Raw genomic sequence first — 12923 nt, 5'->3', positions numbered from 1 at the left:
ATTTTAAAAATGATAATCATGACTTATATCATCAAATCGTTAAGTCTATTAACTTATGAATGACAAATAGCTTAAAAAAGCCTATATTTGAAGCGAAAATTAAAAACAAACATTATGAAAAAAATTACTTTATTATTTGCTATGCTTTTTAGCTTTGCGATGGTTGGTCAAAACTTGGCAACCAACGGTAGCTTTGAAGATTGGACATCAGGTGCACCTGACGGATGGCCGGTGATTGATTTTTCAACAACTGACTTGACACAAAACACTGATGCAGCTTTTGTTTCTGAAGGTAACTCATCTGCAAGTGTTAATTTACTTACTCAGGATCAAGGCAATACTGATATCAGACAGTCAGTGAGTTTAGTTAGCGGAACAACTTATATAGTAAGCCTTGATGTTTACGCAACTAACAACCAAGCTAGAGTTAGAGTCTTTAACGCTACTGGTTATGAACCAAGCCAATATTCTGATCCTGCTGTTTTAAACCAATGGCAAACAATTTCTTTTGAATACACGCCAACAGCAGATGGTTCTCAAGAATTTGGTATTCGTTTTTATGATCTTGTTGCAGATTGGGTTGATGGTTCGTTATTTTACATTGATAACTTTAAAGTTGAAGAAGTTTCTGGTCCTGCATTAGCAATTTTAACACCTACTGAAGGTCAAAACTTTGCTTCTGGTGATGTCAGCGTTGAGTTTAGCGTACAAAATTTCGCTTTAGGAAATGGAACTGGTGACGGCTATATCTCTTACACTGTTGATGGCGGTACACCAATTGCTCAATATGATTCAACTCCTATTAGTCTAGTTGGTTTAAGTGAAGGTGCTCACAGTATTAGCATGGAATTGCTTGATCAAAGCGACCAACCTTTATCTCCTGCTGTAGCTGCTGAAGTCAACTTTAATATTGTTTCTACAAGTACTGTTTCTGATATCGCAGCTTTAAGAGCTAGCGCTCAAGATGGAAGCATATTCACATTAACAAGCGAGGCTATATTGACTTTCCAACAAAACTTTAGAGGTCAGAAGTATATTGAAGATGCCACTGGTGCAATCTTAATCGATGACTTTGATGGAAATATCACAACATCTTATAACATTGGAGATGGTATCACTGGCATGACAGGTTCTGTTTCTGAATACAACGGTATCATGCAATTTATCCCAAGTGAAGATCCAGGTGTCGCAACTTCTAACAACAACGAAATTGTACCACAAATCATCACAATTAATGAGTTGCTTACAAACTTTAATGACTACGAATCTGAAGTTGTTGCTATTGAAAATGTAACAATTACTGAAGGTGATGGTACTGCAATGTTCGCTGCAGGAACTAACTACACTTTAACCGATGGATCAAACTCAACTATTCTTAGAACTCAATTTCAAAATGCTGATTTTATTGGTGAAGTAATTCCATCAACTCAATTAAACAATGTTGTAGGTATTGTTTCTGAATTTGGAGGAGATGGTCAGTTATTCCCAAGAAGCTTAGATGATTTCAATGCAACTTTAGGAAACACATCTTTTGACGCTACTGAATTTAGCGTTTATCCTAACCCTACTCAAGGAACTTATGTAAACATCAACACTTCAAATTCAGATGATTTTACTGTTGAAGTTTATGATATTTTAGGTAAAGCAGTTATTTCTCAAGAAATGAACTCTAACGAAAGCTTGAACATTTCAGCTTTAAAATCTGGAGTTTACTTAGTTAAAATCACTCAAGAGTCAAATAGCATTACAAAGAAATTGATTGTTAGATAATCAATTTAAAATAAATATATTTGCAAAAGCACCTCTGTTGAGGTGCTTTTTTTGTCTGAAACAATTTTTATGAAACTTGAAGAAGAAATCTTTAATATTCAATCTGAGGAAGATTTTATCAAAACTTGTTTAAAAGTTTTTCGATACCAATATGAGCATACTTTAGTATACCAGAAATATTGCGATTTGCTTGAGGTCAATCCGGATGAGGTAAAAGAAATATCAGAAATTCCTTTTTTGCCTATTGAGTTTTTCAAATCTCATAAAGTTTTAAACAAAAACTGTGATGCTGACATTCAATTTATGAGTAGCGGTACAACTGGTCAGCAAAGAAGTATTCATCATGTTGCAGATATAGCATTATATGAAAAAAGCTGTCTTCACACTTTTGAGAAATTTTACGGTTCAGTTGAAGATTTCACCGTTTTAGCTTTATTACCTTCTTACTTAGAAAGAGATAACTCTTCTTTGGTTCACATGGCAAATGACTTTATTAAAAGAAATAAATCTAACGAGAGTGGCTTTTATCTAAACAACTTAGATGAACTCGTCAAAACTTTAGAAAACCCCGAAATCAAGAAAAAGAAAGTTTTATTAATCGGTGTTACTTTTGCTTTGCTAGACCTTGCTGAAAATTACAGTGTTGATCTTCAGAACATTATTGTCATGGAAACAGGCGGCATGAAAGGCAGACGAAAAGAAATGATACGAGAAGAAGTTCATGACATCTTAAAAAAGAGTTTTAATCTAACAGAAATTCACAGTGAGTACGGCATGACAGAACTTTTGTCACAAGCTTATAGTAAAGGTCACGGCGTATTTGATTTACCAGAACACATGGATGTTATTGTGCGCGATACCGAAGATCCACTGACGCTTTTAGAAAATAATAAAAACGGTGGTCTAAACATTATTGACTTAGCCAATTTGAATTCTTGTAGCTTTATTGCAACACAAGATTTAGGTAGAAAAATTTCTGATAAAAAATTTGAAGTCATCGGAAGGTTTGACAACAGTGATATCAGAGGCTGCAATTTAATGGCGTTATAGTATTCATAAAATAATCCAAATTTTGTCGATTATTTTTTTGTGCAAATGGATATTTAAACTATGTTTGTACTAGGATGAAGTTTTTTCATAATAGATTGGTTAGTTAAGGTAAAGCCTCGAATTTTTCGAGGCTTTACTACTTTTATAACTCAAGACTTCACAACCAATAAGAAATTTTGTTTCTTTCCTTTACTTACCAGAACGTATTTTCCGTTAATTAAATCTTTCGATGACAAAACGTGATCTTCTTTGACCTTCTCTTTATTGATTGAAATAGAATTTTGCTTTAATGCTCTTCTTGCTTCGCCTTTTGACTTTAAAAAATCAGAATGCGTTGTCAATGCTTCAACAATATCTAAGCCCTGAATTAAATCAGTAGAGATTTCAGCCTGAGGCACACCATCGAAGATATCTAAAAATGTTTTTTCATCAATAGACGCTAAATCATCAAAAGTTGATTTACCAAAAAGAACTTGCGTTGCCTTTTTGGCTTTTTCTAATTCAACTTCACTGTGAACCGTGATTGTTAAATCTTCAGCCAATACTTTTTGTAAAGTTCTCAAGTGAGGTTCTGCTTTATGCTTTTCAATTAAGCCTTCAATCTCTTCTTGATCTCTAAAAGTAAAAATCTTGATAAACTTTTCTGCATCATCATCACTTGTATTTAACCAGAATTGGTAAAATTTAAAAGGAGATGTTTTTTCAGGATCTAACCAGATATTACCAGAGGCTGTTTTTCCGAATTTAGCTCCATCAGCTTTTGTGATTAAAGGACAAGTCAAGGCATAACCTTTTTCTTGGTCAACTCTTCTTATCAGCTCAGTTCCGGTTGTGATATTTCCCCACTGGTCACTACCACCCATTTGCAAACTGCATGAATGATGGCGAAATAAATGTAAAAAATCATAGCCTTGAACCAATTGATAAGTAAATTCAGTAAAACTCAGACCGACTTGAGATGATGCATCTAATCTTTTCTTGACAGAGTCTTTAGACATCATATAATTGACAGTCATGTGTTTTCCAACATCACGAATAAAATCAATGAAACTAAATTCTTTCATCCAGTCATAATTATTAACCAAAATTGCAGCATTTTCAGCATCACTTTCAAAATCTAAAAACTTAGATAATTGTTTTTTAATGCCTGCTTGGTTTTTTGCAAGCGTTTCTTCATCTAGTAGATTTCTTTCATCTGATTTCCCAGACGGATCACCTATCATTCCAGTTGCACCACCAATTAAAGCAACAGGTTTATGACCTGACAACTGAAAATGTTTTAACAACATCACACCAACCAAATGCCCAACATGAAGTGAATCCGCAGTGGGGTCAATACCAACGTATGCAGCTCTTACCTCTTCATTCAAATGCTCTTGTGTGCCTGGCATGACATCGTGTACCATTCCTCTCCAGGTGACCTCTTTTACAAAATCCTTTTTCATCTTTTAATAATTTGGTACAAAGATATTATAATGTTTCTTTTTTCCTATATCCTGAGTATATTTACAACATGAATTTAGTGACAGGCGCAACAGGTTTTTTAGGCACGCATCTACTGGCCAAATTAATTCTTCAAAAAGAAAGATCTATTGCTATTTTTAGAAGTGAACAAAAGAAACAACACAGTATTAAAATTCTTTTGAAGTATGACGAAATTACACCTAAATCAATTTCAGAAAACATCAGATGGGAAAAAGCGGATATTTTAGATATTCCAAGATTAGAAGAAATTTTTAAAACAAAAATCAAACATCTTTATCACTGCGCTGGCCTTGTCAGCAATTCACCATCTGACTATAAAGAAATGCGACAACTGCATATTCACGGCACCAAAAACATTGTCAATTTTGCTTTGGATTACGGAGTTGAAAAACTTTGTCACGTCAGCTCAATTGCGACACTGAGTCCTGATGAAATTTCTGACCGAATCACCGAAAAAATAACGATCTCTGAACAAGATAAAACAAACATTTATGCCATTGCAAAATATGGTGCAGAGCGAGAAGTTTGGAGAGCAACGCAAGAAGGCTTAAATGCAGTTATTGTGAACCCTGGTGTTGTGCTTGGTGATGGTTTTGAAGCGTCAGGCAGCGGATTAATTCTCAAAAAAGCTAAAGCTGGCTTCTCTTTTTATATTCCTAAACAAACGGGATTTGTTGATGTTTATGATTGTGTTGAAATCATGTATCAACTCACACAACATGAGGTTAAACAACAACGTTTTATCTTGGTCAGCGAAAATACAGACTTTAAACGTGTGATGACGCTTATCGCTAATGCGTATGGTGCAAAACCTCCGAGCATTAAACTTAGCAAAACTTTGATGTATATTCTCTGGGTGATAGAATCGATGATTTCTGTGTTTGGCTACAAGAAACAAATCAACTTAAATTTAATACAAAATCTGAATTCTAAATTAATTTACGATAATTCAAAAATCAAAGAGTTATTAAATTTTGAATTCAAATCAATAGAAGACAGTATCAAACTTATCGCATATCACGATAAAGAAGAAGAATCTTAAAGTTGTTTTACTTAATTGTTTTTACTGAGGTTGAGTCTGAATCTTCTTTCGGCTCATCTAAGGCGCTTCTCTTAGCTTCCACATTTGCTTTCACCTCCTTGTAAATTTCTAAATTTTCATCAAATTGAGTATTGTAATAATTCAGATTTTGCTTCAACTGAATACTATCAATTCCATATTTTTTAGAAATTAATTGATAAGAGCTAATGTTGTTTTTTTTCAAAGGAATATCAGAAACATTACCTGCAGCATCAAGAATCATCATATCAGTGACAATCTCAACCATTTTCTCTTTACCAATCAATTGATCAGGTTTAGATACCTCATAAGTTTCCTGACATGAAACCATCATGGTTAGAATAAAAAAAATATAACTAAGACGTTTTATCATCTGTCAAATTTTAATGGCTGTCCCGGCATTTCTTCACTAAACTTAAAGTTGTTATAAACAAGATGTCCGTTAACAAAAGTATGCGTAATTCTCGATTTAAAGGTATTTCCAAAAAATGGTGACCAACCACATTTATAAAAAATATTAGATTGATTGACTGTCCAAGGGGAATTAAGATTTACCAAAACAAGATCAGCAAAATAGCCTTCTTTTATAAATCCTCTTTTTTCAACATCAAAAAGTTTTGCTGGATTATGCGATGTTTTTTGAACAATTTGCTCCAAACTTAAAACACCTTGGTGGTAATATTCAAAAAGTGCTGGTAAAGCATGTTGAACCAAAGGTCCTCCACTTGGTGCTTTTGTGTAAGAGTTCTCTTTCTCTTCAAGTGTATGAGGCGCATGATCTGTTGCGATGACATCAATTTTATTACTTTTTAAAGCATCTAATAAAGCTTGACGATCTTTGGTTGATTTAACCGCTGGATTCCATTTGATGAATGTCCCTTTTTCTTCATAATCTTCATCTGAAAACCATAGGTGATGCACACAAACCTCAGCTGTAATCTTTTTATTTTCTAATTTTTTCTTTCCGTTAAACAAACGCATTTCTTTTGCTGTTGACAAATGGAAAACATGCAATCGAGCCCCTGTTTCCTCTGCCAGTTTTATCGCTTTTGAAGAAGATAAATAACAAGCTTCAGCACTTCTAATTTCCGGATGTTGACTAATCGGGATATCTTCACCAAATCCTTCAATTGCTTTTTCTAAATTTGCTTTAATCGTTGCTTCATCTTCACAATGTGCAGAAATAATAATCGGAGAATTTTCAAAAATTTCTTTTAAAACCTTTTCATCATCAACCAACATATTTCCTGTAGAAGAACCCAAAAAAAGCTTCAGTGCAGGCGTTGTTTGAGGATCTATCTTTTTAATCTCCTCTAAATTATCATTCGTTCCACCAAACATGAAAGCATAATTAGCAAAACTTCCTTTTTGAGCTAGTTCTATTTTCTCTTGAAATTTCTCTTGCGTTGTTGTTTGCGGATTCGTGTTCGGCATTTCAAAAAAAGATGTGATTCCGCCAGAAACAGCAGCCTTCGAACCTGTCAAAATTGTTTCTTTATGTGTTAATCCTGGTTCTCTAAAATGAACCTGATCGTCAATCATACCAGGGATTAAATAGTTTCCCTCAGCATCAATCACTTTTGTTTCGCTTGATTTAACACTTATAGAAGAATTGATTTCTTTAATGATATGATCTTCAATCAGAACGTCACCTTCAGTTATCTTTCCTTCATTAACAATCTTCGCATGTTTAATTAAATATACCATCTACAATTTACCTATCATTTTACGGAAGCGCATACGGATTACACCAAATACAGCTTCTGTTATTATTTTGCTACTCATTTTAGATTTTCCACGAGTTCTGTCGGTAAAGATAATCGGAATTTCTTTGACATTAAAACCTAAATGATAAGCTTTATACTTCATTTCTATTTGAAAAGCATAACCTATAAACTTTATGCAATTCAAGTCAATTTTCTCAAGAACTTCTTTTCTGTAAGCTACAAAACCCGCCGTGGTATCTTCTATTTCTAAACCTGTGATCAACTTTACATACTTTGAGGCGCCCCAAGACATCAAAACCCTTTTCATCGGCCAGTTAACAACATTTACACCTGTCAAATACCTAGATCCTATCACAACATCTGCGCCATCGGTTAGAAATGCTTTATCCATTTCAACCAAATCTTTAGGATTATGAGAAAAATCGGCATCCATCTGAAAAACCTTTTCGTAACCTTCTTCCAAAGCCCATTTAAAACCATGAATGTAAGCCGTTCCCAAACCATTTTTTTTATGTCTGACTTCAAGAAAAAGATTAGGGTAAGTTTTCTGTAAATCTTTGACCAATTGGGGAGTTCTGTCTGGAGAATTATCATCAACAACAAGAAGATGGAAATCAAGTGGAAGCGAAAAAACAGCATCAATGATATCTGTGATGTTTTCGCATTCGTTGTAAGTTGGTATGATCACCAATCGTTTGTTCATTGATTTGCTAAAGTTTGTGCCGCAAAGGTAAATATTTTATGTCCATGGATTGAGTTAACAAAACAACAAATTAATTTACATTTGCAGAAAAAAATTGTGGAGGTTATTGTTAGGCATACAAGTTCATCTGATTGGGTTAGCTTTATTTATTTAGCTATCCTCATTTTGATTGTCGCTGCCAAATATATCAATACCAATGAGTTTTATTTATTTTTTAAGTTCGATTTCTTAAAATCTTATTTCGCTGAAAAGAAAAGATTCAAACAACAAATCATTTGGTTTGATTTGATACTTTTTATGATTACAATTAGCGTCATGAGCTTAAGCATCATGCAGATTAAAACTTTAAAAACGAACTCTGACATTATTAACTTCTCTCAGATCGGTTTATTTTTTTCAATTATTATTATTTCAAAAAGCATCTTAGAAATCTGTGTTGGAATTTTTATAAATAAAACTGACTTAATCCTTAATTATATTCTTTTTAAAATTGCAAGTTTAGGCTATGCTTCATTATTTATTTTACCTCTCACAGCGATTTTAGCATACAATCAATTTACATCTGAAGGATTCTCCTACACTATTATCGCACTATTTTGCCTGATAAACCTTGTCTTTATTGGAAATTACGTTTACAGATATAGAAAGTATTTAATGCAAGATTGGTATTATTTTATTTTGTACATTTGCAGCCTTGAAATAGCACCACTAGTTATTAGCTATAAGTGGCTTAACTCTTAGGGTGTTTCAAAACCAAACACACATGAAAGTCAAGACTGTTCTCATCTCCCAACCAGAACCCAAAGTTGAAAATTCACCCTACGCTGAACTCGAAGACAAACTCAAAGTAAAAGTTGATTTTATTCCGTTTATTCACGTTGAAGGTGTTGAATCAAAAGAAGTTCGTCAGCAAAAAATTGATTTAAATGATTTCACTGCAATTATCTTAACAAGTAGAAATGCTGTTGATAATTACTTTAGAATCGCTGAAGAAATGCGTTTCAAAATCCCTGACAGCATGAAATATTTCTGCCAGAGTGAAGCTGTTGCGTATTATTTACAGAAATATGTTGTTTACCGTAAACGTAAAATTTATGTCGGCAAAAGAAACTTCCAAGATTTAGTTGCAAGCATTAAAAAACATAAAGATGAAAAATTTTTATTGCCTTCTTCTGACAGTTTAAAACCTGTTGTCCCTCAACAACTCGATAAAATCGGTGTGGATTGGACACGTGGTATTTTTTACAAAACTGTTGTAAGTGATTTATCTCATCTTAAAGAAGTTTTTTACGATGTCGTTGTCTTTTTCAGTCCAAGCGGAATCAAATCTCTTTTTGAGAACTTCCCTGATTTTGAACAGAAAGAAACTCGCATAGCTGCTTTTGGCAAAACAACTTTAAAAATGGCCGAAAAACACGGTTTAAAAGTTCAAATTAAAGCACCAACACCAGAAGCTCCATCGATGACAATGGCTTTAGAGAATTATATTAAAGACGATAAAAAATAAAATTTATTGTCTTTTTTTAAAACACAAAAAAAGCCTCTCAAAATATTTTGAGAGGCTTTTTTAATGTCATTATGTCAAAATCAATTAATGAAGTGGTCCTCCATTCATGATTTCTTCATTCGCGTAATCTTCAAACTTCTTAAAGTTGTCCTTAAATGATTTAGCTAAAATTTCTGCTTTCGCATCATAAGCTTTTGCATCACTCCAAGTTGATTTAGGGTTGAGCACATCACTTGGTACATTTTCACATGTTTTAGGCATGTTTAAGCCAAAAATCTCGTGCGTTTCGTACTCAACATTATCAAGTAAACCTTCTAATGCAGAAGAAATCATCTCACGTGTATATTTCAATTTCATTCTTGATCCAACGCCGTAAGGTCCACCTGTCCAACCTGTGTTGATTAGCCAAACATTAACCCCACTTTCTTTCATTTTTTCACTCAACATTTCAGCGTAACGCGTTGGGTGTAATGGCATAAATGGCGCTCCAAAACAAGCTGAGAAACTTGGTAAAGGTTCATCAATACCAGCTTCAGTTCCTGCAACTTTAGCAGTATAACCACTGATAAAGTGATAAGCAGCTTGACCTGGCGTTAATTTACTGATTGGAGGCAACACACCAAATGCATCAGCCGTTAGGAAGAAAATATTCTTAGGATTCTTCCCTACTGAAGGCTTCATGATGTTGTTGATATGATAAATCGGGTAACTGACTCTTGTATTTTGTGTAATTGTAGAATCTTCAAAATCTACTTTTCCGTCACGAATCGTGACATTTTCAAGAATTGCACCTGGCTTTATCGCTCCATAAATGTCTGGTTCTTTCTCTTCAGTTAAGTCGATCACTTTAGCATAGCAACCGCCTTCAAAGTTAAAGACAGTATTTTCATTTGTCCAACCATGCTCATCATCACCGATCAATTGGCGCTCAGGGTCTGCTGATAATGTTGTTTTACCAGTTCCTGAAAGTCCAAAGAAGATCGCTGTATCTCCATCTTTTCCTGAGTTTGCAGAACAGTGCATTGGCAATGTATTCTTGAAAACAGGTAAAATAAAGTTTAATGCTGAGAAAATTCCTTTTTTGATTTCGCCAGTATAACCTGTTCCACCAATGAGAGCAATCTTTTTAGTAAAGTTTAAAATTGCAAAGTTTTTAGCACGTGTGCCATCAACTTCTGGGTCAGCATAAAATCCTGGTGCATTAACCACAGTCCATTCTGGTGTAAAGTTTTCAAGTTCAACTTCAGTTGGCCTTAAAAACATATTGTATGTAAACATGTTGCTCCATGGATACTCATTAATATGTCGGATGTTAACTTTGTAGCTTTCTTCTGCACATGCAAAAGCATCTCTGACAAATATTTCTTTTTCTGAAAGATACTTGACAACTTTATCATAGAGTTTGTCAAATTTATCTGCATCAAATGGAATGTTGATATCTCCCCACCAAATTTCATCTTTAGTGATGTCATCCTTAACGATGAAGCGGTCATTTGGAGATCGACCAGTAAACTTACCGGTATTGACAGCTAAAGCACCTGAATCAACAGTCTGCCCTTGCCCTTTCTCGATTGTTAATTTGTGAAGTTCTTCAGAAGATAATTGATAATTAATTTGATCTGAATGAATGCCGTAAGATTTTAGCGAAATCGTTTTCGCCTTGCTATCCTTGTTTTGCATAATATAAGATGTTGTATTGTCATTTGGCAAACAAATTTAAACACTTATTTCCAAATACGTGAGCACAAGCTCCTTTATTTTCTTTTTTTAATGACCTGAAATAAAACATAGAACCAAGAGAAGATCAAAAGGCTTCCTCCTAAAGGTGTAATCAATGCAATTTCAGTAAAATCAAAGCCCGTCAAAGCATTTGTTGATAAGCCATAAATAGATCCTGAAAAAAACAAAACACCAAAAACGTTAAGCCACAAAACAACTGATTTCGATTTTGAACTCAACTCCTTAATAAAACTCATTAAAATTAAGAAAAAGGCTTGATACATTTGGTATCGAACACCAGTTTCAAAAGTAAGAATTTGACTTTCAGTTAAGTGTTTTGTTAAACCATGTGATGCAAAAGCACCTAAAATAATTGTGACTCCACCGAGTCCTAATCCTAAACCTAATAGCTTCTTGCTCATTTCAAACTTATTTAATTACATTCGTGCCAATTAAACTAATATTTACTAATTTATTTACACTATGACTAAATTATTAATCATTGGAGCTGGTAAATCGACATCTGCACTTGTCAGATATTTAGATGTAAACGCTCAAGAAAATAACTTACAAATTTTAATCGCTGACAAAGATATGCAAGCTGCTAAAAAATCAGCTGCTTATCCTTCAACAAAAGCAATTGAACTCGATATATTTAACACAGAAGAACGCCAGAAGCAAATAAAAGCAGCCGATATGGTTGTCTCAATGCTTCCGGCAAGATTTCATATTGAGGTCGCTAAAGATTGTGTCAATTTTGGTAAAAATATGGCAACGGCTTCCTATGTTTCTGATGAAATGGCTGCACTCGATAAAGAAGTTAAAGCTAAAGGCTTAACTTTTATGAATGAAATTGGCGTTGATCCTGGTGTTGACCACATGAGTGCCATGAAAGTGATTGATGAAATCAGAGAGAATGGTGGTAAACTTATCCTTTTCGAATCTTTCACTGGCGGGTTGGTCGCTCCTGAAAGTGATGATAATCTTTGGAATTATAAATTCACATGGAACCCAAGAAATGTTGTCGTTGCTGGACAAGGTGGTCCTGCTAAATTTATACAAGAAGGCAAATACAAATATATTCCTTATCAACGTTTATTTAGAAGAACTGAATTTTTAGAAGTTCCTGGTTATGGCAGGTTTGAAGGTTTAGCCAACAGAAACTCATTAGCTTACCGTGAGGTTTACGGCATCGAAGACATCCCTACTTTATACAGAGGAACCTTGCGTCGCGTTGGGTTTAGCAAAGCATGGAATGTTTTTGTTCAACTTGGCGTGACTGATGACACTTATACTTTAGAAGATTCAGAACCCATGACTTATCGTGAGTTTTTCAATACATTTTTGCCTTACTCACCAACAGATTCTGTTGAATTAAAACTGCGTCACAGTCTAAAAATCGATCAAGATGATTTGCTTTGGGAGAAACTTTTAGATCTAGATATTTTCAACAATAAAAAAACAATCGGCATCAAAAACGCAACGCCAGCACAAGCTTTACAATCGATTCTTGAAGAAAAATGGATGCTAAAACCTGACGACAAAGATATGATTGTGATGTATCATAAATTTGGCTATGAACTCGATGGTCAGAAAAAGCAAATTGACTCGACAATGGTGAGCATTGGCGAAGATCAAACATTTACAGCCATGTCTCGAACTGTTGGTTTACCATTAGGAATTGCGATTATAAAAATGATCAAAAAAGAAGTTACTAGACCTGGTGTTCTCAGACCAATTTATCCTGAGATTTATAAACCTATTTTGAAAGAATTAGAAGAACATGGTATTGAGTTCACAGAAACACAAACTGAATATCTTGGCTACAACCCAAACAACCTGAAATAATTTTAACATGGGTTGAATCAGTTTTTCATTAAATTCGGTTTATTTTGCAGAAAA

At 34.1% G+C, this 12923-nt stretch carries 12 protein-coding genes; 6 read left to right on the top strand and 6 right to left on the bottom strand.

The window, feature by feature from the left end; genetic code table 11:
- The first annotated feature begins 114 nt into the window (after positions 1-114).
- Together CAP47_RS06765 and CAP47_RS06760 are read left to right on the top strand one after the other, a co-directional pair.
- Positions 115-1770 carry a T9SS type A sorting domain-containing protein gene (locus CAP47_RS06765; RefSeq protein ID WP_100775947.1) on the top strand — a complete coding sequence of 552 codons (1656 nt, stop codon included), beginning with the start codon at positions 115-117 and terminating at the stop codon, positions 1768-1770.
- A 69-nt stretch (positions 1771-1839) separates the two neighbouring features.
- Positions 1840-2820 carry an acyl transferase gene (locus CAP47_RS06760; RefSeq protein ID WP_100776102.1) on the top strand — a complete coding sequence of 327 codons (981 nt, stop codon included), beginning with the start codon at positions 1840-1842 and terminating at the stop codon, positions 2818-2820.
- Between the two features lie 149 nt (positions 2821-2969).
- Here CAP47_RS06760 and tyrS read toward each other — a convergent pair whose 3' ends face one another.
- The gene (gene tyrS / locus CAP47_RS06755; protein WP_100775946.1) at positions 2970-4265 is read right to left on the bottom strand and encodes a tyrosine--tRNA ligase; all 1296 of its coding nucleotides are present in this window, start codon (positions 4263-4265) and stop codon (positions 2970-2972) included.
- 68 nt (positions 4266-4333) lie between these two features.
- On the opposite strand from tyrS, the gene CAP47_RS06750 reads away from it, so the two are divergent.
- Positions 4334-5347: an NAD-dependent epimerase/dehydratase family protein gene (locus tag CAP47_RS06750; RefSeq protein ID WP_100775945.1), complete on the top strand. Its 1014-nt coding sequence runs from the start codon at positions 4334-4336 to the stop codon at positions 5345-5347.
- Positions 5348-5354: 7 nt separating this feature from the next.
- On the opposite strand, the gene CAP47_RS06745 is transcribed toward CAP47_RS06750, so the two are convergent.
- The 3 genes from CAP47_RS06745 to CAP47_RS06735 are packed head-to-tail and all read right to left on the bottom strand — an operon-like array spanning position 5355 to position 7795.
- Positions 5355-5738 carry a DUF4296 domain-containing protein gene (locus tag CAP47_RS06745; protein ID WP_100775944.1) on the bottom strand — a complete coding sequence of 128 codons (384 nt, stop codon included), beginning with the start codon at positions 5736-5738 and terminating at the stop codon, positions 5355-5357.
- On the bottom strand, positions 5735-7072 hold the full coding sequence (locus CAP47_RS06740) for a dihydroorotase (RefSeq protein ID WP_100775943.1): 1338 nt from the start codon (positions 7070-7072) through the stop codon (positions 5735-5737). The genes CAP47_RS06745 and CAP47_RS06740 overlap by 4 nt, the downstream gene beginning before the upstream one ends.
- A complete protein-coding gene (locus CAP47_RS06735) occupies positions 7073-7795 on the bottom strand; it encodes a polyprenol monophosphomannose synthase (RefSeq protein ID WP_100775942.1) in 723 nt (240 codons plus the stop codon).
- An 81-nt stretch (positions 7796-7876) separates the two neighbouring features.
- Between CAP47_RS06735 and CAP47_RS06730 the strand changes: the two genes are divergently transcribed.
- Both CAP47_RS06730 and CAP47_RS06725 read left to right on the top strand, forming a co-directional pair.
- On the top strand, positions 7877-8536 hold the full coding sequence (locus CAP47_RS06730) for a DUF4271 domain-containing protein (RefSeq protein ID WP_192869958.1): 660 nt from the start codon (positions 7877-7879) through the stop codon (positions 8534-8536).
- Positions 8537-8558: 22 nt separating this feature from the next.
- A complete protein-coding gene (locus CAP47_RS06725; protein ID WP_100776101.1) occupies positions 8559-9302 on the top strand; it encodes a uroporphyrinogen-III synthase in 744 nt (247 codons plus the stop codon).
- An 84-nt stretch (positions 9303-9386) separates the two neighbouring features.
- Here the strand turns inward: CAP47_RS06725 and pckA are convergent, their stop codons facing one another.
- Together pckA and CAP47_RS06715 are read right to left on the bottom strand one after the other, a co-directional pair.
- Positions 9387-10982: a phosphoenolpyruvate carboxykinase (ATP) gene (pckA, locus tag CAP47_RS06720; protein WP_100775940.1), complete on the bottom strand. Its 1596-nt coding sequence runs from the start codon at positions 10980-10982 to the stop codon at positions 9387-9389.
- A gap of 74 nt (positions 10983-11056) precedes the next feature.
- Complete coding sequence (locus CAP47_RS06715; RefSeq protein ID WP_100775939.1) at positions 11057-11443, bottom strand: DUF423 domain-containing protein; 387 nt, start codon at positions 11441-11443, stop codon at positions 11057-11059.
- Between the two features lie 61 nt (positions 11444-11504).
- On the opposite strand from CAP47_RS06715, the gene CAP47_RS06710 reads away from it, so the two are divergent.
- Positions 11505-12869 (top strand): saccharopine dehydrogenase family protein, encoded by a 1365-nt coding sequence (locus tag CAP47_RS06710; protein ID WP_100775938.1) that lies wholly within the window; start codon positions 11505-11507, stop codon positions 12867-12869.
- Positions 12870-12923: the final 54 nt, after the last annotated feature.

It is taken from the genome of Psychroflexus sp. S27 (genome assembly GCF_002810405.1).
GTDB lineage: Bacteria > Bacteroidota > Bacteroidia > Flavobacteriales > Flavobacteriaceae > Psychroflexus > Psychroflexus halocasei_A.
Note: the sequence above shows the minus strand (reverse complement) of the source record. Positions and strands in the feature narration are given on the sequence as shown.